The 17,304-nt window shown below is 63.0% G+C and carries 15 protein-coding genes; 6 read left to right on the plus strand and 9 right to left on the minus strand.

What is annotated here, in order from left to right; all coding sequences use genetic code 11:
• Positions 1 to 2: 2 nt before the first annotated feature.
• Genes WKV53_RS17760 through WKV53_RS17790 form a run of 7 tightly spaced genes read right to left on the minus strand, consistent with a single transcriptional unit; the run spans position 3 to position 11,308 of the window.
• Complete coding sequence (locus tag WKV53_RS17760) at positions 3 to 2,942, minus strand: sensor histidine kinase (protein WP_341406123.1); 2,940 nt, start codon at positions 2,940 to 2,942, stop codon at positions 3 to 5.
• Between the two features lie 44 nt (positions 2,943 to 2,986).
• Entirely contained in the window at positions 2,987 to 4,519 is a 1,533-nt protein-coding gene (locus WKV53_RS17765; protein WP_341406124.1) for a putative Ig domain-containing protein, read from the minus strand.
• 55 nt (positions 4,520 to 4,574) lie between these two features.
• Positions 4,575 to 5,126: a hypothetical protein gene (locus tag WKV53_RS17770; protein ID WP_341406125.1), complete on the minus strand. Its 552-nt coding sequence runs from the start codon at positions 5,124 to 5,126 to the stop codon at positions 4,575 to 4,577.
• Between the two features lie 11 nt (positions 5,127 to 5,137).
• Positions 5,138 to 7,366 (minus strand): hypothetical protein, encoded by a 2,229-nt coding sequence (locus WKV53_RS17775; protein ID WP_341406126.1) that lies wholly within the window; start codon positions 7,364 to 7,366, stop codon positions 5,138 to 5,140.
• A 6-nt stretch (positions 7,367 to 7,372) separates the two neighbouring features.
• A complete protein-coding gene (locus WKV53_RS17780; RefSeq protein ID WP_341406127.1) occupies positions 7,373 to 9,358 on the minus strand; it encodes a BatA domain-containing protein in 1,986 nt (661 codons plus the stop codon).
• Positions 9,355 to 10,251, minus strand: coding sequence for a DUF58 domain-containing protein (locus WKV53_RS17785; protein WP_341406128.1), 897 nt, complete (start codon positions 10,249 to 10,251; stop codon positions 9,355 to 9,357). The genes WKV53_RS17780 and WKV53_RS17785 overlap by 4 nt, the downstream gene beginning before the upstream one ends.
• Before the next feature lie 4 nt (positions 10,252 to 10,255).
• Complete coding sequence (locus WKV53_RS17790; protein ID WP_341406129.1) at positions 10,256 to 11,308, minus strand: AAA family ATPase; 1,053 nt, start codon at positions 11,306 to 11,308, stop codon at positions 10,256 to 10,258.
• 116 nt (positions 11,309 to 11,424) lie between these two features.
• Here WKV53_RS17790 and WKV53_RS17795 point away from each other — a divergent pair, with 116 nt between their 5' ends.
• The 4 genes from WKV53_RS17795 to rpsD all read left to right on the plus strand — a co-directional run bounded on the left by WKV53_RS17795 (position 11,425) and on the right by rpsD (position 13,929).
• Positions 11,425 to 12,072 carry a 3-keto-disaccharide hydrolase gene (locus tag WKV53_RS17795; protein WP_341406130.1) on the plus strand — a complete coding sequence of 216 codons (648 nt, stop codon included), beginning with the start codon at positions 11,425 to 11,427 and terminating at the stop codon, positions 12,070 to 12,072.
• 279 nt (positions 12,073 to 12,351) lie between these two features.
• A complete protein-coding gene (gene rpsM, locus WKV53_RS17800) occupies positions 12,352 to 12,720 on the plus strand; it encodes a 30S ribosomal protein S13 (protein WP_264488115.1) in 369 nt (122 codons plus the stop codon).
• A gap of 30 nt (positions 12,721 to 12,750) precedes the next feature.
• Entirely contained in the window at positions 12,751 to 13,299 is a 549-nt protein-coding gene (gene rpsK / locus WKV53_RS17805) for a 30S ribosomal protein S11 (RefSeq protein WP_345789667.1), read from the plus strand.
• A gap of 18 nt (positions 13,300 to 13,317) precedes the next feature.
• The gene (gene rpsD / locus WKV53_RS17810; protein ID WP_341406131.1) at positions 13,318 to 13,929 is read left to right on the plus strand and encodes a 30S ribosomal protein S4; all 612 of its coding nucleotides are present in this window, start codon (positions 13,318 to 13,320) and stop codon (positions 13,927 to 13,929) included.
• Between the two features lie 279 nt (positions 13,930 to 14,208).
• Here rpsD and WKV53_RS17815 read toward each other — a convergent pair whose 3' ends face one another.
• On the minus strand, positions 14,209 to 14,820 hold the full coding sequence (locus tag WKV53_RS17815; protein ID WP_341406132.1) for an arylesterase: 612 nt from the start codon (positions 14,818 to 14,820) through the stop codon (positions 14,209 to 14,211).
• A gap of 20 nt (positions 14,821 to 14,840) precedes the next feature.
• On the opposite strand from WKV53_RS17815, the gene WKV53_RS17820 reads away from it, so the two are divergent.
• On the plus strand, positions 14,841 to 15,578 hold the full coding sequence (locus tag WKV53_RS17820) for an ABC transporter ATP-binding protein (protein WP_341406133.1): 738 nt from the start codon (positions 14,841 to 14,843) through the stop codon (positions 15,576 to 15,578).
• A 12-nt stretch (positions 15,579 to 15,590) separates the two neighbouring features.
• Here the strand turns inward: WKV53_RS17820 and WKV53_RS17825 are convergent, their stop codons facing one another.
• On the minus strand, positions 15,591 to 16,295 hold the full coding sequence (locus WKV53_RS17825) for a DUF72 domain-containing protein (protein ID WP_341406134.1): 705 nt from the start codon (positions 16,293 to 16,295) through the stop codon (positions 15,591 to 15,593).
• Positions 16,296 to 16,407: 112 nt separating this feature from the next.
• Here WKV53_RS17825 and WKV53_RS17830 point away from each other — a divergent pair, with 112 nt between their 5' ends.
• Entirely contained in the window at positions 16,408 to 17,301 is an 894-nt protein-coding gene (locus tag WKV53_RS17830; protein WP_341406135.1) for a hypothetical protein, read from the plus strand.
• Positions 17,302 to 17,304: the final 3 nt, after the last annotated feature.

Here is a 17,304-nt window from a genome sequence, read left to right on the forward strand (position 1 = left end):
GATTACGTGGAAAGCGGGACGAGGACGGTGATAAAGGTGCCTTGGGCGGAGCTTTGGATTTCGACCGAGCCACCCAATTCCATGACACGTTCGCGGATGTTCTGCAATCCGTGACGACCGCTGGTTTCCGCGCTTTCGGAGAAGCCATGGCCGTCGTCGCGGAAGCCGAGGTGGAAGCTGCCATCCGTGACGCGGATATCGAGATCGAGGTGGCTCGCGCCGGAGTGCTTCAGTGCATTGTTCATGATCTCCTTGGCGGTGAGGAAGAGGTGGTGACGGGCGTCCGGTGACAGCGATTGCTCGGGAATCTCCGGCTCGACATTCACGCGGCAACGCAGGGGGGAATCGCGGAAGTATTCGATGGCGTATTGGCAGATGTAGGAAGAGAGGGCGGCCAGGGTGTCATTCTGCGGGCTGACCGTCCACACGGCGGCATCGAGGTCGCGGGCGATCTCGCGCACACGGCCGGCGAGGCGCACGGAGTAGTCTTTCATCTCGTCCGGTTCGGTGACGTCTTCCGCGAGTTCCTCGGCCATCATGCCGATCTGGGTGAGGCTGGCACCGAGGCCATCGTGAAGATCCCGGGCGATGCGGGAGCGTTCGAGATCGACTCTCCGGGTGGCCTCCAACTCTAACAGGCGTGCCTTCAGCCGCTGGTGAGACCAGTAGCGCACAGCAAGAGCGAGAAGCGTGGCGCCGGTGAGAAGTCCGAGCGTGCGGGCCCACCAGGTTTCCCACCATGCGGGGACAACCTCGATCGGCATCACCGCTGCGCGAGGGCTCCAGACGAGGTCGCTATTGGCTGCCATCAATTCAAAGCGATAGCGACCGGGCTTGAGCTGCGAGTAGGTGGCGCTGCGTTGGATCCCAGCGTCGTTCCACTCGCTTTCAAATGGAGCGAGGCGATAGCGATAACGGACTTTCTCCGGCGAGACGAAGGTGGGCGCGGTGAAGAGGAACTCCAGCTTGCGCGTGGAGGAGGGAAGTCGCGCAGCGTCGAGTGCCGTCGCCTTGTTGTCGGCCAGCAGTTTCTCGATGTGGACGTGAGGGCCCTGTCGCGTCTGGGCCTGGGGTGAAGGATCGGCGATGACGAGACCCTTGCGCGAGACGAAAAGCAAACGTCCATCGTGAGTCTTCCACGACGACGGTTGGTAGTTGGCTGCGGCGGAAAAGCCCGGCAAGCCATCTGCGCCGGCGAATTTCACCGGAGTCACGGTGGCGATCTTTCCCTCCGCGCACTGGATCAGCTCTTTCTTGTCCACCTTGAACAAGGAGTTGCTGGTGCCGAACCAAAGCGCGCCATGGTCGTCTGATGATAGCTGCGAGATCACCTCGTCCGGCAGGCCCTGCTCCTGATCGATGGTCGTGAATTTCCCGCCGCGTCCGACGAGCAGGCCGCCACCGCCGGTGCCGACCCAAAGGGTACCATCGGCATCGGCGACCAGGGCGCGGATGCCCGTGCCTTCGAGTTCAGCGGGAAGTGTCTGGCGAGTGAAGCGTCCGTCTTTGCCGCGGAATAGCGCGCCTGCCTCGGTGCCCACCCACAGCGCTCCGGAGGAATCTTCACAAATGGCCTGAGCCTGCGTGCCGGTGTAGCCATGGGACTCGTTGTAGAGAGTGACTTTTTCATCCTGCACGCTGGCCAGCAGCTTGCCTTCGCCGCCGGCCCAGATGGTGCCATCGCGGGTAGCGTGGAGGACATGAACCCTGCCCAATGGAGGCAGGTCGATAAACTCGGGTGGCTGGCTCAAATCGCCGGTCACGTGGCCGACACGGTTGAGTGAGCCGAACCAGATCCGTCCTGTGGCATCTGGAAAAACGGCGACTGCCTTTGCCGGCCAGCCCGCCAAGTCAGGTGGCGGGTGGAGTTTTCCTTCGCTAACACGGCGCAGTCCGACGCCGCTATTGGCGAACCAGATGCGGCCGGGTGAGCTCTCGCAGACACCGCCTTCGATGTCGGGGGTCCAGCCGGCGCTGGCATCGAGCAGCTGGAAGCGGGCCGGCTGGACGAGATTCAGGCCGCCGCCGGTGGTGCCGGCCCAGATGTTGCCTTCGGCATCCCGGCAGAGCGATGCCATCCGCGGGTGAGACGTCTGGATCGGCTGGAACGAAGTCCCCGTGCAGCGGAACAAGCCGTTCGACTTCGTAGCGATCCAAACCGCGCCTTCGCCATCTTCTAACAAGGCGGCGGGTGGAGCGGTGGCCCATGGGGTGGTGGCGGCCACCTGTGCCAGTGAGCCTCCGTCCCAACGCCACAGTGCATCACCCGAGGCGATCCAGAGGCCGCCGGTGCCGGAGGAGGCGATGGTTACCGCTTTCGCGGGGATCTCGGGCACGGGCAGCAATGACTTGCCATCGAACCGTTCCAAGCCGTTTCCCCGGGCAAGGAAAACCGTTCCGGAGCGATCCATCGCGAGCGAACCGGGTGTCTGGATTTGCGTCGATGGTTCGCGCGGGAAATGCAGCACCTTGCCGTGATCCCACCGCCAGACCTGACGGTTCTCCGAGAGCACCCAGAAGACATCGGACGCCTCTTGAAAGAGCGCGATGATGCGGAGGGAGTCTCCCAGCTGTTCGCTCAGCGGATGAATGGAGAAGCCTGAGTCCGTGAGCCTGACGAGCCCGCTTTGGTCGCAGGCGATGAGAAGGGTCTCCGGATTCTCGTCGATGAGCTCCATCACGCGGGAGGTCCGTGCGCTTTTGAGCAACGGCGAACGGCGCTGGACGAATTCGATGCCATCGAAGCGGACAAGGCCACCTTGCGTGGCGACCCAGAGGAAGCCATCCGGCCGCTGGTGAATGGCATTCACTCCATTGTGCGGCATGCCTTGGTCGGTCTCCCACGAGCGTGTGGCGAAGCGGAGGTCCCCGGTGTCCTGCGCCATCGCGGTAGCGCAGAGCATCGCGATGGCTAACACGACAAGTCGTGGGAAACGGGGCATCGATTGGTTCTAGCAGCAGAGATGATTCAAGGGGAGTGCGGAATTCATTTCGACGGCATCACCCGCACCAGCACCACGCCATGGGGAGCGATGGGTGCGGAGAATCCATCCGCGAACGTTCCGAGATCCTTCTGCCGCCAGAGGTCGCGTACGGTCTGGGTGCCGTGGATGCCGAGGTCACTCCACTTCACCTCCACGGATTCCTGCTGGTCGCCGAGATTGAACAAGCCGACCGCGCGCGAGCCATCTTCAAGCGGCTTGGCGAAGACGACCCGCTTGTCATTTCCGGCTACCTTGACTGCTTGCTTGCAGAGGATGTCCTGATTCACGGCGATCACTTCGTCATTGGTGAGCAGGCCGAGGGTGAAATCGTCCAGCTTCTCCAAGTCGCAGCCGAGTAGCAGCGGCGCGGAAAGGAGAGCCCAGATGCTGATGTGAGTGTATTGCTCGTCGGCTGTTAGATTGGTCGGATGTGGCTTGCCCCAACCGACGTGGCCGACCACCAGCATGTCCGGGTCGTTGTAGTGGCCGGGCTGCTGGAAGGAAACCCACTTGTCCTGGGTGAAGCCCTTCTTCGACATGCTGTCCCAGGTGTCCTTGATGTCGCCGGTGGTGCGCCAGCAGTTGGCGAGCTTGCTGAGGTCGCCGATGCTCTGGAACGGGGTGCTGTTAGAAAGACTGAGCGCCACGTCACGGCCTGACTCACGCAGGGCCTTTTCCATTTCAGCGGTCTCGGGGACTTCGATGGGGTTCCAGTCGTATTTCAGGTAATCGATGCCCCACTCGGCCCACTGCTTGGCATCGTTCCTGGCGAACGAGTATCTACCGATGGCCCACGGGAGGATCTTTTTGTTCACGGTCTTCGGGCCATTGCCGGGAGAGGTCCAGTCGCCGTTCTCGTTCTCGGAGGAGCCACCAATGCGCCGGGCGTAGGTGGTGACCCAAGGTGTCGAGTAGATGCCGACCTTGAGGCCCATGCCGTGGATCTCGTCGCACAGCTCCTTCATGTCGGGGAAGCGCTTGGGATCCGGCTGGATGGCTTGGTGCGGGCCGCCGCGCTTGCCTTGCCATGCGTCGTCGATGTTGATGTAGGTCCAGCCGTGTTGGTCGAGGCCGTGGCGCACGATGGCTTGGGCTGCGGCGAGCGTCTTCTGCTGGTCGATTTGGCCGCCCCAGCAGTTCCAGCTGTTCCAACCCATCGGCGGGGTCAGGGCGATGGTGTCGCCAACGACGATGCGGAAGGGCTTCTCGGCGGTGCCGCGTGAGTTCTTCGCGGAAAGGATGACATCGTGGGTGCCGCGTTCCTTCAGGGTGCCGGTGATCCGGCCGGTGGCAGGGTCGAGCTGGAGGCCGGCGGGCAAGCCCTTCGCCGCGAAGCTCATCGGACGCTCGCCGGTGGCGGGGATGGTGAAGAGGAAGGGCGAGCCGGGTCGCACGCCGAAGATCTTGGGGCCGTTGATCCGAGGCTCGGCCGACGGCTTGGGAGTGAGGATCTCCGCCGTGGCTTGCGCCGTCAGCGGAGCGGGGGAGAGCGGAGCGACGGCAAGCGTCAGGGAAAGGAGCCGGCTGGGTTTCATGGCAGTCGCCACGATAGGCGGAGCTATTGCGGCAGCCAGCTACCACGATGAGTAGCTATGAGAGTTGGGCGCCTTTCGCCGGCCGAATGAGGAGCATCCCGCAGAGATGCGACAGAGGGAACAGAAGGAGTGGAGTGAGTCCCGTTGGATTATTCCATGGAATGGGACTGGCCTCGTCGAACAAGCGACACCAGCTCACCGATCCGGTGATTCCCGCGGCCACCAGCACGGAAATCGCAAACACGAGCCACCACAGGATGCGCGAACGACCAAATACTCCTAACAGAAAGGGGCTGGCGATCACCAGGAGGGTGCCGGTGGCCAAGCATGAAGCGACAACGGACTCGCCTAGGGGACGCGGGCGACGCTTGGAGAAGCGATTGAGCATCTCCTGCCAGATCTCGTATCCTTTGAACGGGCGGACTTCCACGTTATTGGCGCTGCCATCTCGTGAATATGACGCCACTGTAAAAGGCGTGAAGGTGAGCGAAATCGTGCTGCCCGCGGTCCGAAACTGGAAGACTCCAAAAAGAAGCAGTGCCAAGAGCAGGCAGGTGAGCCCCGCTCGTCGCGAGTGATTTGTTCCCACCTGCCAAACGGAGGACATGACCGGTTCGCTTAGAACGCGCCGTTCAGCTTCCGGCCGGTCCAGAAGATCGCGAGCAGCAGGACCAGCACCGCGACGGTGGCCCAGTGTGACCAGAGGGAGATACGGTTTTCGATGGGACGTGGCTCGGGGAGGGTGGTGATCTCCTTGATGAGGTCCGGAAGCTGCTCGGGGGAAATCATGCGGCCGCGGGCGATGCGGGCCATTTCCTGGAGGACATCGGGCCGGGCGGGTTGGCCGGTTTGCTCGAGTTCCACGCCTTGGGCGAGTAGCTTGGTTTCCACCGCTTCGGCACCGGCTTCGTCGATGGATGCCTTGAGGTTCCATTCGCCGGGCAGGCTGATGCGCATGCGGCCGGAGTAGGCTCCCCAGGCGGTATCGTTCTTTTCAAGCACCACGCGCTCCTTGGTGCCGTCGGGGGCAATGGCATCGACGTAGACGTTGCCCTCCTGAAGCGGCGCGCCGTTCTTGTCGAAGGCGTTTGCATTGAAGGTGACCGTGTCGCCGGGGATCGGGCGCTCGGGGGTGAAGTAGAGGCGCACGCGTTGGCCGGCGGCCATGTTCCGTTGGTAGGACATCCAGCGTGCGACCTGGCCCCAGAAACGGTAGTGATACTTGTCCTCGACGCCGCGGCGCCAGCGCCAGGCGGAGTCGATGCCCATGAAGAGCACCTTGCCGTTGCCGGCGGACTTCGTGACGATGAGCGGGATGGGGCCGAAGCGACCGCGGCGGTTGGCATGCACGGCGAGCACTTCGGTGCCGCCCTTCGACTTCAGCACGGGAGCATGCCAGTGGAAGCCGGGAAGACTGCGCCAGACGTCCGGATTCGCTTCCTCCGAATCGGCCAACATGGTGAGGAGCGAACTGCGGCCTTCGCCGGTCAGTGCGAGTGGCGAGGCGACGGGGTCATTCAAGCCGCCCTTGGTCGTCTCGTCGTAGACGACGGGGATGAGGTCGCCGAGGGCCGTGTCTAACAGGCTGAACTGGTTCCCCTGCGGGCCGGGCATGAAGACGATGCCGCTGGCCTGGTTTTCCACCAGGCCGCGCAGCAGCTCGCATTGCTCCTTGGTAAGCTGGTCGGGAGCGACGCCGACGTCGCCGATGAAGATGACGTCGTATTTGGAAAGCTCCTCGGGCTTCGAGGGGAAATCCTGAATGTAATCCGGTCCGGCGCCCTTGCCGAGCTGCGGGTGGAAGAGCAGGCAGGAAAGCTCGACGCCGGGGTCGCGCGAGAGGGCATTCCGCAGGTAGCGGTATTCCCAGCGCGGCAGGGTATCGATGACCAGCACCTTGATCGACTCGGGGCGGCCGGCGAGGGTGAACTTTTTCGAGTTGTTCGCTTCGATGCGCTCGCCATCGGCGACCGGGACGGAGAGTTCGAGCGTGGCCGAGCCTTCCTTCTCGATCCGCCAGAGGATGGCATCGTAGGTCGGTTCGCCGGGAGGGAGGACGATTTCCTTGGTCTTCTCGCGGCCGGCATCGTCGCGGAGGCGGACGATGGTGCGGACCTCGCGATCCAGCGAGGAACGGATGGTGAAGGGGATCTGGACGTTCTCGCCGACGATGCCGTATGCGGGTGCGGTCACCGCGAGCATATCGAGGTCGGGAAGGCGCTTCTTGCTGCCGACCGGGATGGTGAAGAGCGGCACGCCGCGCTGGAGCATCTTTTGCGCGGCGACGACCGGCGGCTGGCCGGTATTGTAGTCGCCATCGGAGAGAAGAACTGCCGCGCGGAGATTGGTTTCGTTCTCCAACAGGTCTTCGATCGGCGTGGAGAGGTCGGTGCCGGAGATTGCCGCGGCGGCGGGATCGGTGGGCGGTTCGCCGAAGGAACGGTCCACCAGCTCATTCTTCCCGCCTTCTTCGAGCGCATCCCAGAGCGGGCTATCGCGTGCGGCCTTGGTCCACTCGGCGCGCGAGACGACACCGCGCTGCGGGGAAAGGATGTCCGGCATTTCGGCATCGAGCGTCTGCATGGAGCGCGATGCGTCCCAAAGGATGGCGATGCGAGGCTTGGTCTCCGGATGAAGGACGGTCAGCCACTCGGGCTTCCACAGCAGAAGCACGACGAGCAGCGCACAAAAGAAGCGCAGTGACTCCAGCGCGGCAGTGCGCCTCGGATGCGGGCTGCGTTTCCACGACAGCACGCACAGAACACCTACCGCCACGAGCACGATCAGTCCGATCGCCAGGGTGGCCGGGGTGGGGGAGAAGTGCAGGTTGTAGAGGTGGAAGGACAAGGGAGATCAGGCGTTGGTCGGGCGACCCGGGAGGGGGGATGCGTTGCTGCTTTTCTTCGGGAGGCAGAGGATGGCCTCCGCGAGCAGCAGGACCAGCATGGCGACGAGGAAGGCCTGCCACAGCGGCTGGCTGCCATTCGCGCGGGTGGTGGTGCTATGGTCCTCGAAGAAGGTGGTATCGAGGCCCTCGAAGAGGCTCTTGGCCTCGCCGTTTTCCAGCAATTCCAAGTCGTCTTCCGCGGCGGGGCGATTGAGAGCCATGGTGCGCTCGCCGAAGCGGTGGATGCCCGCCTCATAGGCCTCGTTTGAAGGGACGGGCGCACCGTAGTCGTCGAGCCGCAGGCGGCCTTCGCCGGGACGTGGCTGAGCCGCGCGGCTGCCGATGGTGGCGAGGTAGCCGGTGTCGAAACGCTGGGCGCCTTCGATGACGAGGCGTTGGCTGACCGGCAGCAGGACGTCAGCATCGGCGAGATTCGACCAGGTGTAGTCCGGCACGGAGCTGATGAACCATGCGGTGCCGCGGTCGAAGACCCGGCGCGAGAGGAACGGGCGGCCATCATCCCAACGGGCGAGCGTGGTGCCTTCGCCATCGGGCAGCCGGCGCTTCACCGCCTTGAGATGATCGGCAGGTACTTGGGTGCCATCGAGGCCGTCACGCAGCAGGCCATCGTCGTGATCCCACGAGTCGATGATGAAGTATTTGCCGTCCTCCGACTGAGTGACGGGAGACCACTTCATCGCGGCGAAGGTGGCATCGCTGTCCGCCTGCGGGGCGAAGAAGAGGACTTGGCCGCCTTCTGTCAGGAAGCGGACGAGCGACTCGGCGACCTGGCCGGTGGGCAGCGGGGCAACCCAGAAGATGGCGGCGACGCCTTCGGTATCGAGGCGGGCAAGCTGGGCGGGATCGAGACGCTCGACGAGCTGCCCATGGTGGCCGCCGGGAGCGGCGGCGATGGCGAGGTAGTCGGCCGCTTCGCCCGGAGGCGCGACCAGCAGGCTCTTCACCGGGCGTGCCGGGCCATAGGCGAAGAAGGCGACATTGTCGCGGAGATTGCCGTCGCCGGGGATGGAGAGCCAGCCGTAGCCGGAGTCTTCATTGGCCGGGATCGGCAGGGTCTTGCGGAAGCGGAAGACTTGGCCGGCGAGGGTGACGTTGGAAGTACTACGAACGCCGTTGAGGGTTGCGGTCAGGGGCAGATTGACGGGAGTCGCGGCGTCGTCGTTGCGGGTGATCTCGATATCGAGCACGAGCTGTGCACCGGCGCGGCGGGAGGAGAGAAGGCGGATCGATTGATTGGGCGAGGCTTCACCGCCGAGGGAGAGGACGCGAAGCTTCGGCTTCTCCGGAAGCGAGGAGAGAGCTGCGCGGACCGTTGCCCAGCGGTCGTTCTGCGGTTGCCAACTGGTGGCCTGCATGTCGGAGGCGATCCAGACTTCGGCGCGGCCCGGTGTTTCTGAAAGGAACTCCGCAGCGCGCGAGGCGAGGGTGGAGAGGTCGGCAGCGGTATCGGTGGCGGCGGTCGAGGAGATCGAGGTGAGGACATCCGGGCTGGGGACATCCTGCGGCTGGGAGGAGGCGCTATCGATCAGCACGAGCCGCGTGCCTTCAAGATCGGCGAGGGCGCTCTTCACTCGTTCCAAGGCGAGCTCGCGACGGGGGACGGTGCCGTTCTTCGGCGTGGCCTCCATACTCGCGGAGCGGTCTAACAGCAGCACCACCAGGTCCGGCTTGCCGCTGCTCCAGCCAATCACATTGCTGAGCAAGGGACGCGCGGCGGCGGCGGCAAGGGCGGCAACGCCGAGTGCGCGGCAGGTGAGGATAAGGATGTGGCGCAGGCGCTTCTTGCCGCGCGATTCGCGGGTGGCCTTGAGCAGGAACTGCATGGCCGCCCACATGACGGTCTTGTGCCGCCTGCGATTGAGCAGGTGGATGATGATCGGGATCGCCGCGGCGAGCAGGCCCCAGAGCAGCAGTGGCTGGAGGAAGCTCATGAGTGGCCTTTCTTCGGCAGGCGGGCGGTGAGGAACTCACGCAAGAGCGGCTCCAACGGCGTATTGGTCGGGACGAGCTGGTAATCGGCCGCGGCGTCGTGACACTTGGCTTTCACCGTGGTGAGGAACTCACGGAGGGCGCGGTGATACTCGTCGGCAATGAGGGTGGGTTCCACGACCAGCGAGGTGCCGTCCTCCATGTCGACGAAGCGATGGGGTCGATCGAACTCGAAGCCGAGTTCCTGCGGGTCCATCAGGTGGAAGACGCAGATATCGTGCTTCCGATAGCGCAGGTGCTGGAGGGCATCCGAGAAGGCCTGCGGATCGGTGAAGAGGTCCGAGAGGATGACGACGAATGCGCGTTGGCCGATCTTCTCCGCGATGGTGTGGAGGGCTGGGACGAGGCCGGTTTCTCCGGATGGCTCCAGCTTGCCGATGGTGTCGAAGATATACTGCAAGTGCGCCGGGCGGCGGCTGGGCGGGACTTCGAGGTGGAGCTTGTCCGTGCAGACGGACAGTCCCGCGGCGTCGCCTTGGTTGACGAGCAGGTAGGAGAGCGAGGCGGCGATGCGGTTGGCGTAGGTGATCTTCGACTCGCCTTGGCCTTGGAACTTCATCGAGCCCGAGGCATCGACGACGAAGTAGGCGCGGAGGTTGGTGTCGGCTTCGAATTCCTTGATGTAAAACCGGTCGGAGCGAGCGAAGGCCTTCCAGTCGAGGCGGCGGGTGTCGTCGCCGGGAACATACTTGCGATATTCGGCAAACTCGACCGAGGATCCGCGATGCGGCGAGCGGTGTTTGCCAGCCACATTGCCGAGCATCGGCACCCGCGTCTCAACCGGAATCGAGCCGAGCCGGGCAAGCAGACCACTGTCGAGGAAGTCGTACTTCATCCAATCAATCTTCGCGCATTTCTGCGATGAGTCGCTCGACGACTTTCTTGGATGTCATCCCTTGGGACTCGGCGGCGAAGTTGGTGATGACGCGGTGGCCGAGGACGGGGACGGCGACGGCTTCGAGGTCTTCGAGGCTGGCCATGTAGCTGCCGCGGAGGGCGGCACGGGCCTTCGAGCCGAGGATGAGGTATTGGACGGCGCGCGGGCCGGCACCCCAGGCGACGTAGTCCTTGATCCACGCGGGTGCCTCGGGGGTGCCGGGGCGGGTTTTGCGGACGATGGAGACGGCGTAGTCGTAAAGGTGCTCCGGAACCGGGACGCGGCGGACGAGTTGCTGGTAGGCCAGGACCGAGTGGCCATCGAGCAGGTGATTGAGAGTGGCGCGGGCGGTGCCGGTGGTTTCGCGGGCGATGCGCTTTTCCTCTTCCGCGCTGGGGTAGTCGACCTCGATGAGGAACATGAAGCGGTCGAGCTGGGCCTCGGGCAGGGGATAGGTGCCTTCCTGCTCGACGGGGTTCTGGGTCGCGAGGACGAAGAACGGCGGCTGGAGATCGTAGCTGCGGCCGAGGACGGTGACCTTGAGCTCCTGCATGGCCTCCAGCATGGCGGACTGGGTTTTGGCCGGGGCGCGGTTGATTTCGTCGGCCAGGACGATATTGGCAAAGACCGGGCCGCGGACGAATTCGAACTCGCGACGGCCGCCGACGCCGGACTCCTGGATGATATCGGTGCCGGTGATGTCGGCAGGCATCAGGTCGGGCGTGAACTGGATGCGGTTGAAAGTGAGGTCGAAAGTCTTGGCGACCGAGGAAACCAGCAGCGTTTTCGCCAAGCCGGGGACGCCCATCAGGAGGGCGTGGCCTTTTGCGAAGAGGCAGATGGCGAGCTGCTCGATGACGCGGTCCTGACCGATGATGGCCTTTCCGAGCTCCGCCTTCAGGGCGGCGTAGGTTTTCCCGAGCTGGTCGATGGCCGCCACATCGTCAGGGGGAAGTTCGTGGTCCGAGCGGGTGGAAGTGGGGGTGACGGGCGGAACGGAGAGGGTGTCTTCCATGTAAACGGGCGGTTTGCGGAATTTCAGGAAAGCTAGAGAGGTGCCACAGTTTGTCGAGGGTGATGAAACGAATACGGCTTGCTCTAGCGTATAGGGGGTTCAAGTTGTCAGACATCATGCTACGAAACCTACTGCTCGCCTCATTCATCGCCGGTGCCGCTTCCGCGAAAGACGCCGACTGGACGCCTCTTTTTGACGGCAAATCCCTCGCCGGTTGGACCTCGGCCGACGGCGGCAAGCCGAGTGACGGCTGGAAGGTCGAGGATGGTGCCATCCATCGGGCGGCAAAGGCCGGCGACATGATCAGCGCCAAGGAATACAAGGACTTCGAATTCGAGTTCGAATGGAAGATCTCGGCCAAGGGCAACAGCGGCGTGAAATACCGCGTCCACAAGTCGCCCGGCGGGTGGCTGGGGCCTGAATATCAAGTGCTGGATGACAAGGGGCACCCGAACGGCAAGGTTCCCGACACCACGGCCAGTTCGATCTATGAGATCGCTCCGGCGGCCAAAGACAAGGACCTGAAGCCGGTGGGCGAGTGGAATGTTTCCAAGATCGTGGCCAAGGGAACCGTGCTGGAACACTGGCTGAACGGGAAGCTGTCGGTGAAAATCGACACGACCAGCGAGGAGTGGAAGAAGCTGAAGGAAGACAGCAAGTTCTCCAAGATGGCCGATTTCGCCGGTCCGGCCGCCGGGCACCTGCTGCTGCAGGACCATGGTGACGAGGTGTGGTTCCGGAATCTGCGGATTCGCGAACTTTGAGAACTGGAGCGACGAAATTGGCGAAACGAGTAAAAATCAAAGGCAGTGGGGCATTCCTGCTGCCTTTCTTTTGTTAATTTCGCTCGTTTCGTTGCCGATCCTTGCGCCAGTCTGCCGATCTCCCCGCAATCCTGAAGGCTCGTGAAATTCTTCACCGGAAAAAATCGATTTCCCACTTGCCAGAGGGGTCGCGTCTGCTAAACAGCCCGCCCGCTTCGGAGGGCCGGACTTGTATTCACGTCCGCCTCCGTTCCGGATTCCCGCTCACCACAGCATCAAATGGCACGTATTTTCGGTATCGAAATCCCCAACGAGAAGCGCATCGAAGCGTCGCTCCGCTACATGTATGGCGTCGGCGCGACCACCGCTTCACGCATCCTCGAGCAAGCGGGCATCGACCCGGACATCCGCACCGGTCAGCTGACCGAAGACCAGCTCGTGAAGATCGCGACCGTGATCCAGAGCCAGGGCATCATCATCGAAGGCGACCTTCGCCGCGAAAAGCAGGCGCAGCTCAAGCGCCTCACCTCGATCAACTGCTACCGCGGTCTGCGCCACAAGCGTGGTCTTCCTGTTCGCGGCCAGCGCACCCGCACCAATGCCCGCACTCGCAAGGGCAAGCGCCGCACCGTCGGCGTGAAGAAGTAATTGCCCTGAAATTTAGAACGCTTTTCTCAAATGGCTGACGAAGAAACCATCCCCGCGGCTGCCGAAGCCGCCCCGGCTCCTGCCGCTGCTGCCACTCCGGCGCCGGCAGCTGCTCCTGCCGCGGAAGAAGCTGTCGCTCCGAAGAAGGACGACAAGAAGCGCGACATCTTTGCCGAGATCGCTGGTGCTGAAGAGACCCAGATCAAGATCCACAAGGCGAAGGGTTCCAAGAACATCTCGCGCGGCATCGTCCACGTGACCGCCACCTTCAACAACACCATCGTCAGCGTCACCGACTCGAACGGCAACACGCTCGGCTGGTCCAGCGCTGGCAAGATGGGCTTCAAGGGCTCCCGCAAGTCCACCGCCTACGCCGCCCAGGTCGTCTCCCAAGACGCCTGCCGCCAAGCGATGGGCCACGGCCTGAAGGAAGCTGAAGTCCGCGTGAAGGGCCCGGGTTCCGGCCGCGAGTCCGCTGTCCGCGCCGTCCAAGCCCTCGGCATCGAGCTGATCTCGATCAAGGACGTCACCCCGATCCCGCACAACGGTTGCCGTCCGAAGAAGGCGCGCCGCGTCTAATTCGAATTCTACCAGATCATGGCTCGTTATACCGGACCCCGCACCAAGATCAGCCGCCGCTTTGGCGTGGCTCTCTTCGGTTCCTCGAAAGCGCTCGAGCGCCGCAATTTCCCGCCGGGCCAGCACGGCCTGCGCGCCGGCCGCAAGAAGAAGAGCGACTACTCGGTCGCCCTCGGCGAAAAACAGAAGCTCCGTTTCCAATACGGTGTGCTTGAGAAGCAATTCCGCGGTTACTACGAAGAGGCTGCCCGCCGTCGTGGTGTGACCGGTGAGATTCTTCTCCAGCTCCTTGAGCTCCGCCTCGACAATGTGTGCTACCGCCTTGGCTTCGGCAACAGCCGCCAAGCTGCACGCCAGCTCGTCAACCACGGCCACGTGCTCGTGAATGGCAAGCGCGTCGACATCCCGAGCTATCAGGTGAAGGCCGGTGACAAGATCAAGGTCGGCGGCAAGCCTTCCTCGCAACAGCTCGCTCTCCGCGCGCTCGATCTTACCCAGTCCAGCCCTCTGGTTGACTGGCTGACGATCGACAAGGAAGGCCTTGAAGGCACCGTCTCCCGCACGCCGGAACGTTCCGACATCGACCCGCTCGTCAACGAGCAGCTGATCGTCGAACTTTACTCGCGCTGATCCGATCCGGATCGAACGATTTCAAAAGACGCCCGGAGGGAACTCCGGGCGTTTTTTGTGTTTGGATGGCGGGGGATTTGACGGGGATCAAAGGGTTGATCCATCCGCAATCTCTCGAATGGAGCGGGCCTTTGGCCCTCGGATATTTGAGGAACCGGAGGTCCTAGGCCTTGCGGCCTAGGCTGGTATGGGGCGCGCCTTTGGCGCTGGGGAAGCAAGTTTGTTCGCGCTGGTGGCGCTGGCAAATTGAGCCGGTATGAAGTGAGAGAAGGAGTTGCTCTAGAGCTCGGGCTTCAGGACCTTCCACACGTTCTCGGCGACCTTTGTTTGGCCCTCGACGTTGGGGTGGATGCGGTCCTGCTGGTTGAGCGATTCGATGCCGCCGACGCCTTCCAACAGGAAGGGGACGAGGGCCGCCTTTTTCTCGGTGGCGACCTTGGCGAAGAGGCCTTTGAACTTGGTGGTGAACTCCTCGCCCATGTTGTCCGGCATCTGCATGGCGGCGATGACGATCTTGATTGCGGGGTTTTTCTCGCGGGCCTTGTCGATGATGCCGGAGAGGTTCTTTTCCGTCTGCTCCGGGGGGATTCCGCGGAGGCCGTCGTTGCCGCCGAGCGCCACGACGAGGACGTCGGCTCCCTTTGCGAGTGCCCAGGCGACACGGCGGAGGCCGCCGGCGGTGGTATCACCGCTGACGCCGGCATTGGTCACGGTGTAGGGCAGGCTGGCGGCATCGACCTTCTTTTGCAGCAGGGCAGGGTAAGCCTCCTGAGGATCGAGGCCGTAGCCGGCGGTGATGCTGTCGCCGAGCACGACGATGCGTTTCTTCCCGCCAATTGCATCCGGTGCATCCTGTGCCCATAGTGCGCCGCCTGCGAACAACGCCAGCATCAGTCCGAGAAATCCCCGCAATGTCATCGACCACCAGCCTAGGATCCGTCGCAGATGCTGTCAAACGACCCCTCCTTGAGATCCATGAACTGACCAAGGTCCATCGCACGGCCAGCCATGAGCTGACGGTGCTGCGCGAGGTCTCGCTGACTTTGGAGGAAGGAGACTCGCTGGCGATCATCGGGCCTTCGGGCAGCGGCAAGACGACGCTGCTGGGGCTCTGTGCCGGGCTCGACAACGCGACGAGTGGTTCGGTGAAGCTGGCGGGGCAGGCGTTCGAGGATCTCAATCAGGATGCGCGGGCTGCGCTGCGCAATCGCTTGGTCGGGTTTGTGTTCCAGAGCTTCCAGCTGATCCCGACTCTAACAGCGATCGAGAACGTGCTGGTGCCGCTTGAGCTTCGCGGGGAGACGGGACGTGAGAAGGAGGCGGAGGAATTGCTCAGAGAGGTCGGTCTTGGTGACCGGCTCGATCACTATCCGCTCCAGCTTTCGGGTGGCGAACAGCAGCGGGTTGCCTTGGCTCGTGCTTTCATCCATCGGCCGAAGATTCTCTTCGCTGATGAGCCGACGGGGAATCTGGATGCCGATACTGCGGGGCCGATCGTGGAGATGCTGTTCCGCCTCAATCGCGAGGCTGGCACGGCGTTGGTGCTGGTGACTCACGATCCGGCGCTGGCTGCCAAGGCGCGCCGGGTGGTGAAGATGAGCGGGGGAAGGATCGTGGCGGAGGAGGTGCATCCCCAGCATGGGCACTGAAGGACGGCTGGGTCAGCCTTCGAGCTTCGCCATCAGCTTTCTGGCGAAGCCGGTGCCGGCGGCTGTGTCCTCGTGCTTGAGATAGGCGAAGGTTTCCTTCCACTTTTCTGACTGGGCTTGGATGAAGCTGGCCCAATCGCGGATCTCCTTTTCGGTGTAGTTGTCGCGCCGGAGGCGAAGGTAGCCGAAGTCGGCGGTGGCTATGCGGGGTGTGGTCAGTTCTTCGGACTCGGCGAGGCAGAGGGCGGCGTTCTTTGCTGCGAGCGCTTCGAAGACTTCATCCGTGAACCACGACTCGTGGCGAAACTCGAAGGCGGCATGGAGGCCCTTGGGAAGTGAGGCGAGGAACTCGCTCAAGAGGACGGCGTCTGCCTTGAAGGTCTCGGGAAGCTGGAACAACACCGGGCCGAGTTTCTTGCCGAGGCCCTTCACTGCTTGCCGGAACTCATTCATCGCGTCGCCGCACTTCCGCAGCTTCGCGAAGTGGGTCACACGCTGGGGGGCCTTCAGGCTGAAGCGGAAGTCCGCCGGGGTTTCGTCATCCCAGCGGGCGATGGTCTTGTCGCTCGGAAGGCTGCGGAAGGTGTAGTTGATCTCGGTGCTGTTGAAGACTCCGGCATAGAACGCGAGCATCTTCGGCAGGGACAGCTTCTCGGGATAGAATGAGCCTTTCCATTCCTTGTATTGGAAGCCCGAGGTGCCGATCCAGTGGTTCATGTCCCTTACCCTCGGAGGTCCGTCCGGTCATCGCAACTCCCGAACGCGTGGCCTTTGAAAAGGTGGTAATTTGGCAATTCGTGCCGTCGTATCGAGCCGGTTGGACCTCGCCATGAAACCCTTGTTCCTTGCCTTGCTTCTTTCGGTCGTCTTGAAGGCGGACGAAACACAATTCTTCTACGCTCCGACTTGGGTGCGACTCACCGGCGTGATCGTCAAATCAGAGCCGGAAGGGGAGGCGACTCCCGCTGGAGACAAGAAGGCTTCATGGATCCTGCGTCTGCCGCAGCCGGTGACGGTGAATCCCAAGGAGGGCAGCGCGGACCAGATCCTCGAGACGGATGTCAGCGAGGTGCGGATTGATGCTGGCAAGTGGGACCTTGCCGAAGTGGCGGGCCTCAAGTCCTCGGTGATTTGCCACGGGACGCTGAGCCGTGATGTGGAGGGAGATCGCAAGCGGCCGATCGTGCTGAAGTTTGACGGCTATCAGCCGGTCGCCGCACCGACGCGGGAAATCCGGCGCTCGCCGGATGGGAAGATGTTCGTGGCCTGGGCCGATCAGCAACTCGGGCCGCCCTTTGGCGAGATTCGCTCGATCTTCCTGCGCTACGCGAATGACCAGGATACGCTTTTCTCGGTGGTGAGTTCACCGCGTGACACGAAGGCGGGATGGAATCCTGGGTCGTCGCGGTGCATCATTGCGGACGCTCCGGACAATGGTGGTCCGCGGACGTGGCTGGTCACTCATGAGTCGCCCGACGTGTGGGAATGGAAGACCCGCGTGATCGAGCCCTTCGGCAAATTGGAAAAGGAGTTCCGGGAGTCGGATCCCGACGTTCACCAGTTGTTCCGGTGTTCGATTTTCAAAATCGAATGGCTTTCAGACACGAAGGTTCGCTTTCGCGCCTGGTGCAATACCGGCACGTATTTCCTCACGATGGACACTGATCATCCCGAGGCCCCTCCGGTGGAGGAGAAGCTCTCGGATGAGTTTCTGAAGGAGTGACCG

This window comes from Luteolibacter sp. Y139 (assembly GCF_038066715.1).
GTDB lineage: Bacteria > Verrucomicrobiota > Verrucomicrobiia > Verrucomicrobiales > Akkermansiaceae > Haloferula > Haloferula soli.